We start from the raw sequence: 19988 nt of genomic DNA, 5'->3' as shown, positions 1-19988 counted from the left end.
GCTGGACAGAGTGTCACACGCGGTGCGGCCGAACGCGATGTGGCTCTCGCCACGACCCGGTCAGGCGAGCAGGCTCGCGGCCCGTTCCGCGATCGCGATCACCGTCGCGTAGGTGTTGGCCGACGGGATCGACGGGATCACCGAGGCGTCCGCGATCCGCAGCCCCTCGACGCCGTGCACCCGCAGGTCCCGGTCCACCACCGACATCTCGTCCTCACCGAGCTTGCAGGTGCCGACGTAGTGGTAGTACGGCCCGGCCGTCGCCCTGATGTGCTCCTCGCCGCCCGCCATCACCTCCTCGCCGCGCCACGGCCTGAGGGCGTCGGTCGCGCCGATCTCGCGCAGCAGCCGCATGCCGTTGACCATCGCGGTCATGTCCCGCGGGTCGGTCAGGTAGCGCGGCGCCAACGCAACACCACTGCCGGACAGGCGGAGTTCGCCCCGGCTGAACGGCGTCATCAGCGACAGCGGCAGCACGTAGTGGTTGTCACCGGCCGGTGCGGACAGACCGATCTGCAGGTCGGCGAACTCCAGCGAGGGATCGCTGCGGACCAGGCCCAGGACCTCGATGTTGTTGTAGGCGCCCGGCGGGATCGGCTGGGCGCCGGAGTACATCGCGAACGTCAGCGGGTGGTCGTGCAGGTTCGCGCCGACGCCAGGGAGGTCGGCGAGCACGGCGATGTCGTGGTCACGGAGGTGGTCGGCGGGGCCGAGACCGCTGCGCAGCATCAGTTCGGCGGTGCCGACGGTGCCCGCGCACAGGATCACCGACGGGGCGGACGCCTGGAGTTGTTGCCCGCCAACGGTGTAGGTGACGCCGGTGGCACGGGTGCCGCTCAACACCACTCGCTGGACCAGGGCGTCCGCGACCACGGTCAGGGAAGAACCGGGGCGCAGGTAGGCGTCGGCGGCGGACTGCCGGGCGCCGTCGACGATGTTCAGGTCGACCCAGCCGACGCCCTCCTCCAGGCCACCGCTGATGTCCGTCGCCTGACCGAAACCCACTTCCGCAGCCGCGTCGAGGAACGCCGCTGCTGTCGGATGTTGTTGGGATGCAGGGGAGACGTGCAGCGGGCCGCCCACGCCGCGCAACGCGGGGTCGCGGGTCGGGGCGTGTTCGCTGCGCTGGAAGAACGGCAGCAGGTCGTCGAACTCCCAGCCCTTGCCCCAGGCGTAGCTGGAGCGGTGGCCGCGCAGGAAGATCATGCCGTTGATGGCGGACGAACCGCCCAGCGCCTTGCCGCGCGGCCAGGAGATCGGCCTGCCCAGTTCGGGTTCCGGGAGGGTGGTGTCCTGCCAGTCGGCCGAAGAGCCGAGCAGGGACAGCCAGGCGCCGGGTGGGGCCGTCGGCGGGGTGGCGGTGCCTGCTTCGATCAGCAGGACGTGGGAGTGCTCGGACAGGCGGGCGGCGAGCACGCAGCCCGCGCTGCCGCCGCCCACGACGATGTGGTCGTAGTCAGTCAAGTTCGGGACCTCGTGCGTACTGGCGGATGAGCTGGCGGGTCAGGTGCGGGATGTCGCCGACGGCCTCGTGGAAGCGGGCCGACGGGACGGTCGGGTCGGGTGGCGCCGGCTCTGCGAAGCCGTGCAGCAGCGGAAGGATCGTGTACTGGCGTTGCGACTCCGGCAGGCCGCGCAGGGCCGCCTCGACGCGGACCAGCCAGTCGTCGTAGTCGTCGATGAGCTCGATCGCGTGTCCGTCCTCGATCAGCCAGCGCACGAACGTGTCGAGCGAGATGCCGTCGTCGTGCGGGTTGGTGAGGCTGAACGTCCGGTAGCCAGGCCTGCCGCCGAGTTCGACGATCGACGCCGCCGTGAAGTCGACCGGGAGACCGTCGTAGTGGGCGTCGGCCGAGCGGTAGAACGAGCGCGGGGCCACACCGGACGCCTGGACGCTGAACATCAGGCGGCTGAACATGTCGTGGCGATTCAGCTGACCGGTGAACGACGAGTGCGCGAGGATCATGGTCGAGCGGAACACCGTCACCGGCAGGCCGTACTGCTCGTGGGCCTCGCGCAGCAGCACCTCGCCCGCCCACTTGCTCGTCGTGTACCCGCTGGCGTACCCGGCGTCCACGGGCTGCGGCGGCAGCGAACGCACGTCGGCGTCCTCGTCCAGGGGAGGGCCGGCGTGCGCCACGGCCACGCTGGAGACGTACGTGATCGGCTTGAGGCGAGAGGTCAGCGCCAGCCGGATCAGCTCGGCGGTGCCGAGGACGTTGGCGTCGAACAGGTGGCTGTACGGCAGCACGTGGTTCACCAGGGCGCCCGCGTGCACGATCAGGTCCACTTCGGACACCAGCCGGTCCCACGTCGCCGCGTCCACGCCCAGGCCCGGTTCGGCGATGTCACCGGCCAGCACCTCCAGGCGGTCCGCCAGCTTGTCGACCGTGCTGGTCAGCTCGGGGTCGGAGGTGCCGAACGAGTCCAGCAGGCGTTGCCGGGCGGCTTCCGGGTCCGTGCCGCGGACCACCGCGATCAGCTTGCCGTCCACGGACGCGAGGCGTTGGAGCCACTCCAACGTCAGGAAGCGGCCGAGGAACCCGCTCGCACCGGTCAGCAGCACGCAGCGCGGCTCGCCCGCCGAGGGCAGATCCTGGGCGAGAGCGGGAAGAAAGCGGTCGAGGGTGAGGTCCGCGGCGGCCACCACGAGAGCGTCGGTGCCGTGCACCGACGCGAACGTGGGTCGACTCGCGGAAACACCCTGCTTGGCCTCGATGTAGGCGGCCACCTGCCGCAGGTCGTGGGCAGGGCTGATGATCACGTCGACCGGAACGCGCAGCCCGAACGTGTCGTGCAGCAGGTTCGACAACGCCACCGCCGAGAGCGAGTCGCCGCCCAGGTCGCGGAACTGCGCTGAGGACTGCACCTCCACTGCCAGCAACGCGCGCACCGCTCGTTGGACGGTCTCCAAGACCGGGCGGTCGCGGCCGGCGCGGGTCAGGTCCAGCAGCTCCTGGGCCTCGCGGTCCGCGATCTCGGCGTAGAGCTGCTCCAGGCTCGGGCCGTAGTGTTCGGCGAGCTTGGGGGACAACAGCTTGCGCTGGTCCGACAGGAGACCGTTGGCCTGGCTGAACGGTTCGGGCTCGATCAGCAGGCCACGCGGGACCTCGTACGACTGGAGCCCCTCGGCCCGCGCGATCTCCCGGAACGACTCGGCCAGCAGGTCGTCGAGTCCCGCCCGCCCCAGAGCGTCCGGCATGGGCACCACGACGGCGACCAGGTGCGAGCGTTCGCTGTTGCCGTACAGGAATATCTGCTGCACCAACGGACTGGCGGCGAACACGGACTCCAACCGGGCCAGGGCCACGAACTCGCCCTGAGACAGCTTCAACACGCTCTTGAGCCGGTCCACCACCGAGATGCGGCGCGGGCCCAGTTCGGCGACGATGTCACCGGTCTTGTAGTAACCGTCCTCGTCGAAGAGATCCGCCGTCAGTTCGGGATGTTGGTAGTAGCCGGGAATCCCGTCGGCCTTGATCCGCAGTTCGCCGCGAGGATGAGGAGAATCGGTGCGGAAGTAGCCGAGCTCGGGCACGTCGACGACCTTGTAGTCCAGCACCGGCGGGTTCATCAAGGTGCCGTTGATCGCGATGCCCGCGACCTCCGTCGAGCCGTACATGTCGAACAACGGAACGCCCAGCAGCGACTCGACGAACTCGCGCAGCGTGGCCGACAGCGGCGCGGAACCGCACGCGGCGAACACGATCCGCCCGCCGAGGGGGTCGGTGCGATCCGCCGAGCCCTGGTAGCGCTGGTACAGCATCTCGCACACCCGCGGCACCAGCGACAGCTCGGTCGGCCGCACCAGCTCGACGTCCTCGAAGAACGTCGAGAGGTCGCTCCCGGCCGTGAAGCAGCTCAACCCGCCGCGCGCCAGGGCGTTCGTCAGCGTGAAGTGGCCGCCGATGTGGCTCAGCGGCGCGTAGTTCAGGCTCACCAGGCCGTCCCGCCGAGCCCGGTCCTCCCACATCACCCGCGCCAGCCGCTCGGTGTAGATCGCGCCCTTCGGCGTACCGGTGCTGCCCGAGGTGTACACGAGCATCGCCAACGGATCCTCGTCGTCGCCAGGAACGTGAGGCGGGACCGGAGGCAACGAAGCCCCGCGCTCCAGAACCTCCGCCAGCGCAACGACTTCCACGTCCAGCGAGGAGCAGGCGGCGAACCGCGCGGCCTGCGACGAGTCCTGCGGGTGGTAGTCGAACACCACCAGCCGCCGCACCGAAGGCGTCCGCCGCACCAGCTCACAGGCCACGTCCAGCCGTTCGACGCTGGAGCACACGACCACCGGCGACGTCTCCGCGGCGATCGTGGCCAGCACCTCGACCGACGCACCGGTCTGCAGCGGAACGCTGACCGCGCCCAGGTATCCGCACACCAGCCCCAACGTCGCGTAGTCCGCGCTGGTGAACCCGAGCAACGCCACCCGATCACCTGCCACCGCAGGCAGTTCGGCCGCCAACGCCTGAACGCGGCGCCACACCTCGGCGTAGGTGATCGTGTCGTAGCGGGGCAGCAGCCGGGAGGTGACACGGCCGTCGGCATCCGGTACGAACTCCCGCGCGCGTTCCCCCAGCGCGGGCCGGTCGCCGAAGCGCTCGAAGACGTCCGCCATTACCTGCGCAAGTCGCAATGTTGTCTCCGCGTGAGAACAGCCCCGGTAATCATGCACCGTAGCAGCAGCAGAGAGGGCCGTCACGCCGTTCGAGACGCGAATTAGGCTTTTTGATAAGCATGATTGCGGCGAACGGTGGGCCTTGATAGGGATTCAGGTGAGGACTCCTGCAATCCGAGGACGTGCCGATGGACCACGATTCCGCCCTTCTGGAACTCGACGAAGCGTTCGTGCAGGACCCCTACTCGGTGTACGCGAAGCTCGCCGAGGAGGGCCCCGCGCACCGCGTGCGGATGCCCCCGGGAGTCCCGCTGATCGGCGGGCTGCCGGTCTGGGTGATCACCGGCTACGACGCCGTGCGCGCGGCGTTCGCGGACCCGAGGCTCAGCACCGACCTGAACCGCATCGACGGCCTGTTCGCGCAGAAGGAACCGGACAGCGGCAAGCGCGGCGGGTTCTCCAAGGTCATCGCGAGCCACATGATGCACACCGACCCGCCGGACCACACGCGGCTGCGCAAGCTCGTCAGCAAGGCCTTCACCGGGCGCGCGGTCCAGGCGCTGAGGCCGCAGATCCAGCAGGTCACCGACGAACTGATCGAGGCGCTCGACGGACGCGACGAGGTCGACTTCCTCGACGCCTTCGCGTTCCCGCTGCCGATCCGCGTCATCTGCCTGCTGCTGGGCGTGCCGGTCGAGGAGCAGGGCAACTTCAAGGACTGGTCCAGCGCGCTCGTCTCCGGCCACTCCCCGGAGCAGGCCACCGCCGCGGCCGGCGCCGTCGCCGAGTACCTGGGCGACCTCGTCGAACGCAAGCGCACCGCCACCACCGACGACATCCTCACGGCCCTGGTGGCGGCGCACGACCTCGACGACCGGCTGACCACGACCGAACTGATCTCGACGGCGTACCTGATGTTCATCGCCGGGTTCGAGACCACCCTCAACGCCCTGGGCAACGGCACGCTGCACCTGATGAGCCACCGCGACCAGTGGGAGGCCCTGCACCAGGACCGCACGCTGCTGCCCGGCGCGGTCGAGGAGTTCCTGCGGCTGGAGAGCCCGCTCAAGCACGCGACGTTCCGGTGCGCCACCGAGAACCTGACCGTCGGCGACGCCGAGATCCCGGCGGGCGACTTCGTGCTGCTCGCCATCGCGTCGGCCAACCGCGACCCCGAACGGTTCGGGGACCCGCACGCGCTCGACGTCCGCAGGCCCGCCGCCGGCCACCTCGCCTTCGGCCACGGCATCCACCACTGCCTCGGCGCTCCGCTCGCGCGGATCGAGGTGCAGATGGCGTTCGACTCGCTGCTCGACGCCTTCCCGGCCATGACGCTCGCCGCCGACCCCGGCGACCTGCGGTGGCGCAACAGCACGATCATTCGCGGGCTCGAATCGCTGCCAGTGCGACTCCGGTAGACACTTTCTCTCATTTCCGAAAAGGGTGCGGCTGACCAATGCGGATATGCGGAATCAAGGCATCACACGACGGTGGCGTCGCGGTCATCGAGGACGGTCGCCTTCTCTTCAGCTACGAGATCGAGAAGCTGAACAACGGTGAGCGCTACAGTTCCCTCGGGAGCATGGAACGCGTCGCCGAGATCCTGGCCGCCGAGGGCTTGAAGCTCTCCGACATCGACAAGTTCGTGGTCGACGGCTGGTACACGACCGACGCCGACGGCCAGGTGGTCGTCGCCGTCACCGAGGGCGGCGAGCCGATCCAGCTGAAGGTCGCGCCGTACGTCGAAACCGACGGCAGTCCCTTGCAACGGCACACCTTCAGCGGCCACGGCCTCGGCGAGTACGCGAGCTACCACCACGTCGCGAACCACCTCATCGGCACGTACGTCTCCAGCCCGTTCGCGGCCAGGGGCGAGGACGCGTTCGTCCTGGTGTGGGACGGCATCATCACGCCGCGCCTCTACCTGGTCCGCGCGGAGACCCGCGAGGTGACGTTCGTCGAGGCGCTCATGCCGGTCTTCGGCGGCAGCTTCGCGGCGTTCTGCGCACGGTTCGAGCCGTATCTGCGGCCGTACGAGGACATGACGTCGGAACCGGCGATCCGCCACCACCTCTCCGTCGCGGGCAAGGCGATGGCGTACGCGGCGAAGGGCACGGTCGACACCGGCGCGTTCGCCGTGTTCGACAAGCTCATGGCCGAGCTCAGCGACATCACCGTCGACCGGGTCGGCGTGCTGGGGGACAAGGTCGCCGCGAACCGCGACGAGCTGATGCCGGGCCTGTCCAACGCGGACCTCATCGCCACCTACCAGGCCTACCTCGGCCACCAACTGCTCGACCGGCTCACCAAGGCCGTGCAGAGCCGGTTCCCCGGCGGTGGCCACAACCTGGTGATGGGCGGCGGCTGCGCGCTCAACATCAAGTGGAACACCGCGATCCGGGCCAGCGGCGTCTTCCAGGACGTCTTCATCCCGCCGTTCCCCAACGACGCCGGCGCGGCGATCGGCACCGCGGCGTGCGAGATGTTCCTCAACGGCCACACGGCGCTGGAGTGGGACGTCTACAGCGGTCCGAAGATCACCGTCGGCACCCTCCCGGACGGCTGGACCACGCGGCCGTGCGACGAACGGCAGCTGGCCGAGCTCCTGCACACCGAGGACGAACCGGTAGTGGTGCTCTCCGGCCGCGCCGAACTCGGTCCGCGCGCGCTGGGCAACCGCAGCATCATCGCGCCCGCGACCAGCACGCGGATGAAGGACGTCCTCAACGACATCAAGAACCGCGCCTCGTACCGCCCGGTCGCGCCGATATGCCTGGAGGAGCGCGCACCCGAGGTCTTCGACCCCGGCACGCCCGACCCGTTCATGATCTTCGAGCACCGCATGCGGCCGGGCTGGGCCGAGCGCGTCCCGGCAATCGTGCACCTCGACGGCACCGCCCGTTTGCAGACCATCAAGTCCACTCAGGACACCGCCACCGTCCGCGTCTTGAAGCACTACGCGGAGATCAGCGGGGTTCCAGTGCTGTGCAACACCAGCGCGAACCTGGAGGGCAGCGGCTTCTTCCCCGACGTCGAGTCGGCGGCGAAGTGGGGCGGTACCAGGTACATCTGGTCCGAGGGCGTGCTCTACACCAACGAAAGCTGAGGTGTGGACGGGCGCGAGGCGACTCGCGCCCGTTCGTCAGCGGAGCAGGTCGGCGACCAGGAACGCCAGTTCGAGCGACTGACCGGCGTTGAGCCGCGGGTCGCACGCCGAGGTGTAGTTGCGGTGCAGGTCGTCGAAGGTGAGGCCGCCGCCGACGCACTCGGTCACGTCCTCGCCGGTCAGTTCCACGTGCAGGCCGCCCGCGTGCGTGCCGAGCGCACGGTGGACCTCCACGAACCCGGTGATCTCGGCGAGCACGTCCTCGCACCGCCGCGTCTTGTGCCGGCTGGGCGCCTGGAAGGTGTTGCCGTGCATGGGATCGCACGCCCACACCACGGACGCGCCGGACGCGTTGACCTTCTCCACCAGCTCCGGCAGCAGGTCCCGCACGCGGCGGGCGCCCAGCCGCACGACGAACGTCAGCCTGCCCGGCGTGCGGTCGGGGTCGAGCCGGTCGATCAACGCCAGCGCGTGCTCGGGCGTCGCGGACGGGCCGAGCTTGACCGCGATGGGGTTGTCGATGGACGCGAAGTAGGCGACGTGCGCGCCGTCGAGCTGCCGGGTGCGGTCGCCGATCCACAGCAGGTGCCCGCTGCCCGCGTACCTGCGGCCCGTGCGCGGGTCACGCCGGGTCAGCGCCTCCTCGTAGTCGAGCAGCAAACCCTCGTGGCTCACGAACATTCCGCCGCGCAGAACGTCCACTGTGTACTTCGACGCCTCATACACGCTTTTGAGACGATCGGGGTCGGGCCGCCGCTCGGCTTCGGTGAAGGCAGTGCCGTTCACCGCGTCACCCCGGTACACCGGCAGTGCGCGGCCGTCGACGGTCTCGGTCGGCCAGGACCGCGGTTTCGCGTACTGACCGGCGATCCGGCCGACGGTCACGACCGGGAGCGGGAGGATCGCGGCCATCCTCCGCAGCAGGCCGAGCTTGCGTTCGATCGCGGGCGCGGAGAGCTGGTCGAGCCGTTCGGCGCAGTCACCGCCCTGCAGCAGGAACGCCCTGCCCGCCGCGACTTCGGCGAGCCGGGCGGTGAGCGCGTCGCACTCCTCGGGTGTGACGAGTGGGGGAGAGGCCGCGAGATCCGCCACCACCTCGCCCAGCCGTGCCTCGTCCGGCCACGGTGGCCGCTGGCGGGCGACGAGCGTCCGCCAGTCCGGGACCGTTTCGACCGTGCCGTCGCTCATGGGTCCTCACGTCTTGACGAGGTCGTGGCTGATGCCCAGGTCGTCGAGCAGCAGTTGCAACGGGCCGGTGTCGCGCTTGGGCACGGGCCGTGCCGCCGCCCACTCGCGCAGCTGGTCGGTGCCGATCTCGAACCCGCCTTCCGCCGCCACCGCCACCCACGGCTCCAGGTCGGCCGACCGGAACGCCGTCAGCCCGTCCACGAGCGCCTCGCGGAACATCTGCTGCTGCCCACCGTCCAAGCTCCGGTAGAGCGACCCGCACAGCTCGCGGAACACCACCGCGTGCCCGCTCTCGTCGCGGCGGTGCATGTCGGTGGTGATGCGGTTCATCGGCTGGATGTCGTGCGCCGTCGACAGGGTCGAGAGGAACCCGCTGATCGTCGTCTCCGCCGCCAGCGAGAACGCGATGTCGACGACGTCCCGGTCGAACCCGTGCAGCCCTGCCCGTGCCTTCTCCCGGCCCTGCACCACCGACCACACACCCGGCTTGAACCGCACGTCCCGCAGGTCCCGGCGCCGGCGCGTGACGCCGACGGCGTTGTGGCACATGAGGATGTGGTAGTGCTCGTCGATGATGGTCTGGTGCAGCGCGTCCACCGCGATGTCGTCCCGGCGCACCGGAATCCGGTCCTGGAGCATCAATCGGCACGCGGGCAGGATGATCTCGTCCTCGATGGCCGCGGTCTTGGCGTTGTAGGCGATCCACGCGGCGGACAGGATGCGCTCTTTCGCGTCGCGGTCGAGCTTTTCGGCGCCGGGCAGGGCGAGCACGGGCACGAGGTGTTCGGGGAAGTCCGGCAACGACGCGTCGAAATGCCCGTCCAGGTCGAGCTCGTCCTTCTTGACGGCCACCCGCTTGCCCCAGCGCTCGGTCAGCTGGACCAGCAGGTCGCGCTCGAAGTCAGCGGACATCGGGTGGAACCTCCTTCACGTGATCGGCACGGAGACGAGTGCGTCCTGCCAGCGCTGCGCCAGCCGCAGGTCCGGTTCGGCGCCCAGGCCCGCGGTGACCGGCCGGATGCCGTGCAGGGCGTTGACCGTCCACACGGGAACGCTTGCGAGGTCGGCCGGAGTGGCCAGTTCTTCGGCGATCGGGCCGAGGAGGGCGCGGGTGACGCCGGGCAGTACCGCGTCGAGGGGCGGGCCGCAGAGCGTGTCGCCGCGCCACCAGACGATGCTGGTCGTCGAGCCTTCGAGCACATGTCCATTGGGGGAGAGGATCAACGCCTCGTCGGCACCTGCTGCGATGGCGGTCGCACGGAGGGAGGCGAGGTGGTCGAGGTCGACGCCTTTGATTGTGGGATTAGATCGGCGGTCGGGGCCTGAGGTCCACAGCCGGACGGTCTTGGTGCGCGGGGGAGCGGGGCGCAGCCACAGCCGCAACCGCTTGCGAGAGCCGATGTCGACTAGTTCGACGCGCGGGAACCACCGGCCCTGGGCGGGGATTGCTTCGGCAACGGCTTGGAGGAAAGCGTCGGTGGGGGGTGGGGAGAAGGAAGTCCAGGGGAGGTGGGGCGCGGAGCATTCAGCGAACCGGCGGCAGGCGTCGGCGAAGCGTCGGAAATGCAGGCCGAGGCCGCGCACCCGCCCGTCCTCCACGAGCCACGAGTCGATGACCCGCACCACGCCCGAGTCGTCGGCCTCCGTCCACCCGCCGTCCCACCACCGCCGGCTCACCGCTGCACACCACCCGCGTCCGACACGGCCGGCGCCCGCCACGCCCGCAACGAGGCCGCCGCCTTGAGCAGCATCTCCTCGTACTCCTCCTGCGCGTCGGAGTCGAGCACGATCGCCCCGCCCGCCCCGATCGACAGCCGGTCACCGACCCGGACCGCCGTGCGGATCACGATGTTCAGGTCCGTGCCGCCCGACAACCCGAAGTACCCCAAAGTCCCGGAGTACACGCCGCGGGCCTCGGTCTCCAAGCCGTCGATGATCTCCATGGTGCGCAGCTTCGGCGCCCCCGTCATCGACCCGCCCGGGAAGCACTGCCGGACGCAGTCCATGGCGCTGACGTCGTCCTTCAGCCGTCCGTGCACAGTGGACACCAGCTGGTGCACGGTCTGGTAGCTCTCCACGGCCAGATAGGGATCCACGTCGATGCTGCCCACCTCGCACACCCGGCCGAGGTCGTTGCGCAGCAGGTCGACGATCATCAGGTTCTCCGCCTGCGTCTTGGCGCTCGACGCGAGCGTGGCCGCGATCTCCGCGTCCCGCACCGGGTCTGCGTCGCGGGGAGCGGTGCCCTTGATCGGCTTGCTGGTGACCGAGCGGTCCCGTTCGATGCGCAGGAACCGTTCCGGCGACGAGCAGAACACCGTCATGTCGCCGAGCCGCAGCAACGCGGCGTACGGCGCCGGGTTCGACCGGCGCAGCCGCAGGTAGAACGAGGTGTCGTCGTCGCGGAACGGCAGGTGCAGCTTGTTCGTCAGGCAGATCTCGTAGCTCTCGCCGAGACGCAGCTGCCGCTGGCACTCCTCGATGTCCGCCAGGTACTGGGCCTGGTCGCGGACCAGGAACTCCTCGGCGTCGACCGGCCCGGCGGGTACGGCGGGAGGTTCCTCGGTCGAAGGCAGTCCACTGAGGACGGACGCGGTCTGGTCGACCCACGCCTGGGCGGCGTCCCGGCCTGCGGAGTCGTGCACGGCGACCACGTAGCTCAGGCCCGCCTGGTGGTCGACCGCGACGATCCGGTCGGCGAACATCCAGGCCGCGTCCGGGGTCTCGGCCCGGTGCCGGACCGTGGCGCCGCACTCCTCGCGCAGCTCGTACCCGAAGTAGCCGACGTAGCCGCCGGTCAGGTCGAACGGCAGCGTGGTGTCGGGGATCCGCCGCTCGCGCAGCCGTTGGTCCAGGAAGTCGAACACGCTGCCGGGGACCTCGTGCGCCCCGCGGCCGTCCCGCACCTGCACGACGCCGCTGCCGGTGCGGTAGGTGACGACCTCGCTGAGCGGCCCGGTCGTGTCGCCCAGGAACGAGAACCGCGAGAGCCCGGTCTCGACCCGGCTGCTGTCGAGCCAGAAGCAGTGCTCGCTCTCGCCGAACAGCTCCAAGAAGGTCGACTCGGCGTCGCAGACAGGAACCACGGCGCTGACAAGACCCAGTTCCTCGACGGGCGCCGACGCCTGCCGGGTCAGCTCGGCGAAGTTGCGCAGGATCTCGCGGCCGTAGCCGGACGCGACCGACTCGGGGTGGAACTGCACGCCCCACTGCGGCCGGTCCCGGTGCCGCAACGCCATCAGCACGCCGTCGTCCGCCCACGCGATCGGGACGAGCGAAGAAGGCAACGGCTCCTGCACGCTGAGCGAGTGGTAGCGCACCGCCACGAACTCCCGCGGCACGCCCGCGAACAGCGGGTCGCCCTCGTGCGAGACCTTGGCGAGGTGCCCGTGCCGGGGTTCGGGCGCGGCGCCCACCGAGGCGCCCGCCAGGTGCCCGATGATCTGGTGCCCGAGACACACCCCGAGCACCGGCAACGTGGTGCGCTGCAACAGATCGCCGACCAGGCCGATGTCCCGGGGGTTCTGCGGGCGGCCGGGACCGGGGGACACGACGATGTTGTCGAAGTCCTCCAGCCGCAGGTCCAGCAACGCCGGGTCGTCGTTGACCACGACCGTCGGCTCGCGGCCGTTGATCTCGGCGATCAGCTGGAACAGGTTGAAGGTGTAGGAGTCGTAGTTGTCGACCAGCAGGGTTCGCGTCATGGGCCGGCCAAGGTCTTGCGGAGTGTCCGGACGTCGTCCGGCGCCAGCGCGATGCCGAAGATCTCCTCGGTGACGGCCAGCGCCTCGGCCTCGTCGAGCTCGCGCGACGACGTCTCGCCCGCCCGGATCTCCATCAGCGTGGTGCCGGCCAGCAGGTGCCGGACCTTCGCCTGCGTGCGCTGGAGGATCATCCGGTGGTTGAACGGCGACCGCGGGTGCGTGAGGCAGAAGTGGTTCAGCAGCTCGAAGTCCGACGGATAACGCGCGTCCGTGGTGAAGCCGTACAGCTCGGCCGCGCCCTCAGGACGCAGGAACCGCAGCACGAACTCGCCGGAGGACTCGCGCGCCACCTCGAACGAGAAGTCACCGTCCAGCCGCGCACCCGCACGAAGCTGGATCGGCTCGTGCAAGCCGTGCGCGCCGAAACTCACGTCGTGGAGCCAGGTCTCGCCTTCGACCTCGACGGCCAGCGCCACGTGCAACGCGGGCCCGAACGGGTTCCCGGTGCGGATCCGCGTCCGTCCGGCGAACGCCGTGAACGTGAACCCGATGCGGTCCAGCACGGCCGCCATCAGCGCGACCTGCTCCAGGCACCAGCCGCCACGGCCCTGCCGCACGAGCTTGTCCTGGACGCGGGCGATGTCCAGCGGCACCTCGGTCCGCCCGAGCAGCGCGTCGAGGTTGTCGAACGGGATCGCGTCCACGTGCGCGGTGTGCAGGCCCCGCAACGTCGCCAGGTCCGCCGCCGGTTCGCCCTCGAACCCGACGCGCGCGAGGTAGGCGTCCAGGTCGACCCCGTCGCCCTGCCACAGGCCCGTCACGTGAGCTGCCCGGCGATCAGGGCGGCGAGCACGAGCCAGCCGTAGTTCGTGTTGGCGCAGAACGTGTCCCAGCACGCCTTCGGGTCGTCGAGGTCCACCCGCTTGATCAGGTAGCCCAGGTAGGCCGCGGCGAGCACGACCACCACGTAGAACGCCCACCCTATGGTCGTCAGGGACGCGGCCCAGATGACGCCCGTGAGGCTGAGCAGACCGAAGAACGCGAGCCACACCTTGGTGGAGCCGCCGAACAGCAACGCCGACGACTTGACCCCGATCTTGCGGTCGTACTCCTTGTCCTGGTGGGAGTAGATCGCGTCGTGGATCATCGTCCAGAACGTGCCGGCCGCGTAGAGGCCGTACACCTGCGGCGGGTAGTCGGCGTTCCCGGTCGCCGCCGTCCAGCCCACGAACACGTAGGTGCTCATCACCAGCCCGAGGAACGCCGAGGGCCAGACGAAGAAGCGCTTCATGAACGGGTAGGCGACGATCAACGGGTAGGTGGCCAGCGCGACCAGCACCGTCTGGAAGTTCGCCACCGCCAGCACGAGCAACGCGGCGACGGCCTGCGCGGCGGCCCACAGGACCCCGTTGCGGACGCTGATCGTGCCCGCCGCGACGGGCCTGCCGACCGTGCGGGCGACCCGCCGGTCGATCTCCACGTCGGTCACGTCGTTGCTGGCGCAGGCGAAACCGCGGATCAGCACGGCGGCGATGGCGACGGCCGCCACCGCGATCAGGTCGGACGCGTCCTGGAAGGCGAAGACGACGGCCCACAGGCCCGGCAACAGGTAGAGCATGTACCCCGTCGGCCGGTCCAGCCGCATCAGCAGCAGGTACGAGCGGATCGAGTCCGGGCTCTTCGTGACGACGCCCGCGGATATCTTGTGCAGCATCAGTTCCCCATCACCAGGTCACCGGGAGTTCGAACAGACCGCCGATCAACGTCTCATGCCGCAACCTCAGCTCGTCCACACCGACGGCCAGGCGCAAAGCCGGGAACCGCGCGACGAGCTGCGCGATCACCACCTGCAGCTGCATCCGCGCCAGTGCCGCGCCCACGCAGGCGTGCGCCCCGTACCCGAACGCGAGGCTGCCCGCGGTGTCACGCGTGACGTCCACCCGGCCCGCGTCGGCGAACACCGACTCGTCGTGGTTGGCCGCGATCACGTTCAGCATCAAGAGATCCCCGGCGGCGATGCGCACACCGTCGATCTCGAAGTCCACCGAGGCCCACCGGGGCATGCCGCCGTTGTGCGGGTTCGGCATCGACCGCCGCAAAGTCTCTTCCACCGTGCCGGGAACGAGGGCAGGGTCGTCCACCAGCGCCTGCCACTGCCCGGGTTCGGACAGCAACAGCAGCACGCAGGTGCCGATCCGCGCGACCGTCGTCTCGTAGCCGCCGAACAGCAGCAACGCCGTCAGCCCGAGCACCTCGTCGTCGGTGATCCCGTCGGCCGCGCACAGCCGGGAGATCGCGTCGTCGCCGGGGTTGCGCCGCTTGTCGGCGACGAGCTGCTTGCAGTAACCGAACAACCCGCCCAGGCCCTGCTTGGACTTGGCCGGGTCGCCGACGTTCGCGGCGTCCTGAGTCCACCCGCCGAAGCGGTCCTTGTCCTCCGGCGGCACGCCCAGCCACTCGCACATCACCTGGATCGGCAACTGCAACGCCAGCGCCTCGCGCAGGTCGGCCGGAGGTCGTTGCGCGGCAAGGGAGTCCAGCAGCTGACCGGCCTGCTTCTCCACGTACGGGCGCAGTTCCGCCATCCGCTCGGGGGAGAAGTGCGGCTCCAGCAACGCGCGCATCCGGGCGTGGTCCGTGGCGAACCCGCCGAGCAGGCTCGCGAGCAACGCCGCCCCGCCGTCCGTCGCGGCCGGGTCGGGGTTGGTGCGGCTCAGCCGTTCGTCGTCGTCCAGCAACCGCCGCACGTCGGCGTGCCCGGTGACGAGCCATCCCGGCCCTCCCTGGGGCGTGCGCACCCGGTGGACCGAACCCTGGGACTGGAGCGCGCGCACACCGGGCGCGAGCTCCAGCACGTTCTCCTGCTCGAGAGGCAGTTGAACCGGGGTACTCACTGACGACCTCCGGGGGTCATGCCGTGCGGCGGACGATGCGGTGGAACAACGCGGTCAGCTCGGCGGTCGCGGCAGGCGTCAGCCCGGCCCGGCCGAGGTGCTCCAGGGCGGAGTCGAGGTGGCCGCGGGAGAGCTTGTCGGCCGTGTCCCGGCCACCCGTCTCCTCGGTGAGGTCGGCCATCTCCTGCACCTGCGCCGGAGACGTTCCGCCGGAGTCCCACAGTTCGCGCAGCCGGGCGCTCACCGGGCTCTCGGTCGCCATCGCCGCGAGAACAGGGAAGGTCGGGTTGCGGCGTTCGACGTCACCGCGGACGGGCTTGCCGGTCACCGCCGGGTCGCCCCAGATGTCCTCGACGTCGTTGGAGATCTGGAAGGCGAGGCCGAGGTGCCGGCCCGCGCCGCGCAACGCCGCCACGACGTGATCTGCTTTGCCCGCACGCAACGCCGGGGTCACCAGCGCGCACTCGAGCAGCGCGGACGTCTTCTCCTCGACGATCCGCTCGTACTCGGCGATGCCGGTGTCCGGGCCCAGACGCACAGTCAGCTCGCGGGACTGACCGGCGAGCACGAGCCGGGTGGCCTCCGCGAACGCACTGGCGATCTCCGCGCGGCCGGCACCGGGGTCGTTCACGACGATCTCGATGCTGAGGTTCTGCACCGCGTCCCCGGCGAGGATCGCGAGCCCGGCGCCGAACACCTTCCACGCGGCCGGGCGGCCCCGCCGCAGGTCGTCCGCGTCGATGATGTCGTCGTGGATCAGCGTGGAGTTGTGCAGCAGCTCCAACGCGGCGGCGGGCAGCAACACGTCGTTCGCGCGCAGGCCGAGACCTTCCGCCGTCACCATCATCAACGCGGCGCGGGTCATCTTGCCGCTCGCCGCGCTGATCGGTTCACCGCGTTCGTCGATCAGACCGAGGTGGTACGAACAGATCCGGGCCAGGGTCGGTTCCAGGGCGGACACCTGCTGCCGCACGACGGGCAGCACCTCGGACCGCACGGTCCGCGGCGGCGCGAGCCCGGTCACCGACGTGTCGAGTGTGCTCATCGGGATTCTCCGCACTGACGTTCGCGAATTGAAACCGAAATAATTCGGGCAGCAGTTCCTCTCAGCATCCTGCGGGACCCCTCGCGTTCGTGTCAACGACGCCCCCGCGCACTCCTGCGACTTTGGGAAAAACCCCAATCCGCGCGGCACGTCACCCGGATGGCACTAATCTGTGGATTGGTGGCTGCTGGGTGGCACCGGGCGGTGCTGGTCAGCGCCGGGGAATGGTGCCCCGAGAGCTGGAGACGTTAAATGGCTGTATCAGCCGATTCTGGGAAATTGCGTGAAGGCAGGCCGTTCGACCCGTACGGCGAACACCGCGACGACCCGTACTCATTCCTGGCCGGCATCGGGGACGACGAGCCGGTGTTCTACGCCCCTTTGCTCGACGCGTGGTGCGTGACGCGGCGCGAGGACATGCTCGCCGTGCTGAAGGACGACGGCGGTTTCTCCGCGCGCGACCACAACCCGCGTCCCAAGGTCGCGCTGCCCGACGACGTGGCGAAGATGTTCAAGACCTGGCGCGGCGCGGGCGCGGTGGCCGTGGGCTCGCTCGACCCGCCCGAGCACACCCGCATCCGCGAGGTGCTGAACACCGGGTTCACCCCGGCGCGGGTCAGGGCGTTCGAGCCGACCATGCGGGAGATCGCCGCCGACCTGGCGGAACGGGCCGCGAAGGACGACGAGTTCGACTTCATCGCGTCGTTCGCCGTGCCGTACGCGCTGGAGGTGATGTGCCGGCGGCTCGGCATCCCCGAGGAGTACTACGACCGCTGCCGGCTGTGGTCCGAGCAGCGCATCGAGCTCATGATGTTGCAGCAGGACACCGATCCCGACCTGCTGCGCGAGCACGCCCAGGGGCTGATGGAGTTCGGTGCGTTCGCCCGCGCCATCGCGCAGGACCGGCTGGTCACCCCTCAGGACGACCTGATCAGCGAGCTGCTGCACGACGGCAAGGCGGGCACCACGCTCACCGCCGCCGAGGTCGCCGTGCAGATCCCCACGCTGATCTTCGCGGGCCACATGACCTGCGCCGAGGCGTTGGGCACGATCTTCTACCAGCAGCTCCTCGCGCCGAACGGCTGGCAGTCCGTCGTCGACGGCACGGTCTCCACGCGCGAGCTCGTCGAGGAGGGGCTGCGCTTCGACAGCCCGCTCGCCGGCATGTACCGGACGGCCACGCGCGACGTCGTCGTCGGTGACGTCCACCTGGCCGAGGGCAGCCGGTTGCTGCTGCTCTACGGCGCCGCCGGACGCGACAGCCGCGCGCACGCGTGCCCCGCCGCGTTCGCCCCGAACACGAAGTCCTCCTCGCACCTCGCGTTCGGGCACGGCATCCACTTCTGCCTCGGCGCCGGGTTCGCCCGTGCCGAGCTGGAGGTCGCGGTGCAGGCCGTCGCGGCCAGGATGCCCGGTCTGACGCTGGTCGCGGGCCAGGCGCCGAAGCACCGCCCGGTGTTCCCGCTGCGGGCGCTGAGTGAGCTGCGCGTTCGGCATTGACGAACGCGATTCGGCAATGCCGAACGCGAAAGGAGCCCCGGCCGAATTCGGCCGGGGCTCCTTTCGCAGTGCTTGTCAGGCGCGAGTCGCCGTCAGGAACACGTACCCCTGCTCCGGCGTGACCGCGGACAGGCGCATGAAGTCCAGCAACGACTGGGCCTGCTCCTCGCCGACCAGCGCGTTCAGCTCGTCGCGCCGGGTCTCCACGGCGTCGGCCATCACCGCGAGCGTGCGGTTGCAGTTGGCCGTCACGTCGCGGATGTCCACGTCGACGAACCCGTTGGCGGCCAGCGCCTCCCGGTACTCCTCGATCGTGCCGAGCGACTTCACCGCGTAGTTCGCGCAGACGTGGTCGAGGACCTTGCGGCCCTCCGGGCTGACCGGGCCGCGTTCGATGACGTCGGCGATCGCGAGCCGGCCGCCGGAACGCACGACGCGGGAGATCTCCGACAGCACCTGGGCGCGGTCGGGCATGTGCCACATCGACTCGAACGCCCACGCCGAGTCGAACGAGCCGTCCGCGAACGGCATGTCCATCGCGTCGGTGAACTGGAACGTCGCCTTGTCCGCGAGGCCGGCGCCGGCCGCGAGCTCGTTGGCCTGTGCCACCTGGACGTGGCTGACCGAGATGCCCACGACGTCCACGCCCGACTTCTGGACCAGCCGCAACGCCGGGTGCCCGATGCCGCAGCCGACGTCGAGCACCCGCTGGCCCGACTGACCGCGCAGACCGTCGATCATCATGTCCGTCAGGCGGTCGGTGGCCGCCTCGATCGACGCGTGGTCGTTGTCGTCGTCCCAGTAGCCGTAGTGGTAGTTGGGACCCCAGGCCGCACCGTAGATCTGACCGATCCCGTCGTAGACGTCCGCGACGTCGCTGGGAGCGGGGGACTGGCCGAGCGTCATGTCGAACTCCGCATCGTTCGTGATGGCTGACACGAGGTCATTTCTTCTCGAAGCGCAGGAAACCCAGCTTCAGGCCGCCCGCCTTCCACTCGGCGCCCAGCGCCCGGTTCGCGAGCAGGGAGATCCGCATCTGCCTGCGCTCGACCGCGGACAGGCTGTGGTCGTCGTCCAGTCCCGCCTGCGTCCAGGCCGCGCTCTCGTCCCAGAACGGCGCGGTCTCCGCCGTCGCGTCCACGTCGTCGACCAGCTCGAACCCGGCGGCGTTGGCGGCCTTCTCGTAGTCGCCCACGGTCACCGGCTTGCAGTAGAAGTACTCGGCCCACACGTCGGCGCCGTGCGGACGTGTCGTGAAGACCTCCTCGACACACACACTCGCGCCGGGCCTGAGCACGTGCGAGAGGCGTTCGAACCACTGCGGGCGGTCGAAGTAGCCGCTGCTCTCGATCGCGACCGCCGCGTCGTACGGGCCGTCGTCCACGGTGAGCTTGTTCGCGTCGCAGATCAGCGCCTTGACCTTGCCGTCGAGGCCGCACTCGCGCGCGAACCCCTCGACGATCGGCGCGTGCTCCGGCGCGTTCGTCACCGACGTGACCTCGGCGCCGTACTCCTGCGCCCAGAACAGGGACCCGCCGCCGAGGCCGCAGCCGACGTCGAGGACCTTGCCCGACAGGCGGTGCTCGGCGCCCCAGATCTTGGCCCCGTAGCGCAGCAGGCCCTCCTGGTGCAGCCGGATGCTCGCGCGGATGTCGTCCGCCGTCGCGTTCGCCGGGTAGGTCGGCGTCTCGGAACCGGGGTAGTAGCCCACGTGGTAGTGGATCCGGGGGCCGGGCCCGTACTTGCGAACGAGTTTGGCGGTCTTGTCGTCGTAATACTGGCCGACGACCCGGACCTCGTCCTGGGGGTCGAGCGCTGCCAGCGGTGAACTTGCAAGATTTGACACGGTCACTTCTCCAGGGCTCGGATTTCTCGCAAGCAGCGACTCGTTCGAAATTCGTTGCCGCCTCACGATCCGGAATCCTGAGTCGCCCCG

At 69.9% G+C, this 19988-nt stretch carries 15 protein-coding genes; 3 read left to right on the top strand and 12 right to left on the bottom strand.

Features of this window, described 5'->3' with window-relative positions; genetic code table 11:
* Positions 1-60: 60 nt before the first annotated feature.
* Positions 61-1464, bottom strand: a complete 1404-nt coding sequence (locus ACFWNN_RS07610) for a GMC family oxidoreductase (protein ID WP_382439062.1) — start codon at positions 1462-1464, stop codon at positions 61-63.
* On the bottom strand, positions 1457-4633 hold the full coding sequence (gene car / locus ACFWNN_RS07605) for a carboxylic acid reductase (RefSeq protein ID WP_382439061.1): 3177 nt from the start codon (positions 4631-4633) through the stop codon (positions 1457-1459). Before car ends, ACFWNN_RS07610 begins: the two co-directional genes overlap by 8 nt.
* A gap of 170 nt (positions 4634-4803) precedes the next feature.
* Here car and ACFWNN_RS07600 point away from each other — a divergent pair, with 170 nt between their 5' ends.
* Entirely contained in the window at positions 4804-6033 is a 1230-nt protein-coding gene (locus tag ACFWNN_RS07600) for a cytochrome P450 (RefSeq protein ID WP_382439060.1), read from the top strand.
* Between the two features lie 38 nt (positions 6034-6071).
* On the top strand, positions 6072-7721 hold the full coding sequence (locus ACFWNN_RS07595; protein WP_382439059.1) for a carbamoyltransferase N-terminal domain-containing protein: 1650 nt from the start codon (positions 6072-6074) through the stop codon (positions 7719-7721).
* Between the two features lie 36 nt (positions 7722-7757).
* On the opposite strand, the gene ACFWNN_RS07590 is transcribed toward ACFWNN_RS07595, so the two are convergent.
* Genes ACFWNN_RS07590 through ACFWNN_RS07555 form a run of 8 tightly spaced genes read right to left on the bottom strand, consistent with a single transcriptional unit; the run spans position 7758 to position 16552 of the window.
* Entirely contained in the window at positions 7758-8909 is a 1152-nt protein-coding gene (locus ACFWNN_RS07590; protein ID WP_382439058.1) for a 3-deoxy-7-phosphoheptulonate synthase class II, read from the bottom strand.
* A 6-nt stretch (positions 8910-8915) separates the two neighbouring features.
* Positions 8916-9821, bottom strand: coding sequence for a diiron oxygenase (locus tag ACFWNN_RS07585; protein ID WP_382439057.1), 906 nt, complete (start codon positions 9819-9821; stop codon positions 8916-8918).
* A 15-nt stretch (positions 9822-9836) separates the two neighbouring features.
* Complete coding sequence (locus tag ACFWNN_RS07580; protein ID WP_382439056.1) at positions 9837-10586, bottom strand: aminotransferase class IV; 750 nt, start codon at positions 10584-10586, stop codon at positions 9837-9839.
* Complete coding sequence (pabB, locus tag ACFWNN_RS07575) at positions 10583-12613, bottom strand: aminodeoxychorismate synthase component I (RefSeq protein WP_382439055.1); 2031 nt, start codon at positions 12611-12613, stop codon at positions 10583-10585. The genes ACFWNN_RS07580 and pabB overlap by 4 nt, the downstream gene beginning before the upstream one ends.
* Positions 12610-13434 carry an arylamine N-acetyltransferase gene (locus tag ACFWNN_RS07570; RefSeq protein ID WP_382439054.1) on the bottom strand — a complete coding sequence of 275 codons (825 nt, stop codon included), beginning with the start codon at positions 13432-13434 and terminating at the stop codon, positions 12610-12612. The genes pabB and ACFWNN_RS07570 overlap by 4 nt, the downstream gene beginning before the upstream one ends.
* Positions 13431-14327, bottom strand: a complete 897-nt coding sequence (locus tag ACFWNN_RS07565; RefSeq protein WP_382439053.1) for a UbiA family prenyltransferase — start codon at positions 14325-14327, stop codon at positions 13431-13433. The genes ACFWNN_RS07570 and ACFWNN_RS07565 overlap by 4 nt, the downstream gene beginning before the upstream one ends.
* 10 nt (positions 14328-14337) lie before the next feature.
* Positions 14338-15507: a cytochrome P450 gene (locus ACFWNN_RS07560; RefSeq protein ID WP_382439052.1), complete on the bottom strand. Its 1170-nt coding sequence runs from the start codon at positions 15505-15507 to the stop codon at positions 14338-14340.
* Positions 15508-15523: 16 nt separating this feature from the next.
* Positions 15524-16552: a polyprenyl synthetase family protein gene (locus ACFWNN_RS07555; protein WP_382439051.1), complete on the bottom strand. Its 1029-nt coding sequence runs from the start codon at positions 16550-16552 to the stop codon at positions 15524-15526.
* Between the two features lie 279 nt (positions 16553-16831).
* Between ACFWNN_RS07555 and ACFWNN_RS07550 the strand changes: the two genes are divergently transcribed.
* On the top strand, positions 16832-18052 hold the full coding sequence (locus tag ACFWNN_RS07550; RefSeq protein ID WP_382439050.1) for a cytochrome P450: 1221 nt from the start codon (positions 16832-16834) through the stop codon (positions 18050-18052).
* Positions 18053-18127: 75 nt separating this feature from the next.
* Here ACFWNN_RS07550 and ACFWNN_RS07545 read toward each other — a convergent pair whose 3' ends face one another.
* Entirely contained in the window at positions 18128-18991 is an 864-nt protein-coding gene (locus ACFWNN_RS07545; RefSeq protein WP_382439049.1) for a methyltransferase domain-containing protein, read from the bottom strand.
* Between the two features lie 4 nt (positions 18992-18995).
* Positions 18996-19898: an SAM-dependent methyltransferase gene (locus ACFWNN_RS07540; protein WP_382439048.1), complete on the bottom strand. Its 903-nt coding sequence runs from the start codon at positions 19896-19898 to the stop codon at positions 18996-18998.
* Positions 19899-19988: the final 90 nt, after the last annotated feature.

Origin of the sequence: Lentzea sp. NPDC058450, from assembly GCF_042721395.1 — a bacterium.
In the GTDB taxonomy this organism is placed as follows: domain Bacteria; phylum Actinomycetota; class Actinomycetes; order Mycobacteriales; family Pseudonocardiaceae; genus Lentzea.
This window is presented reverse-complemented; position numbering and strand designations above follow the sequence as displayed.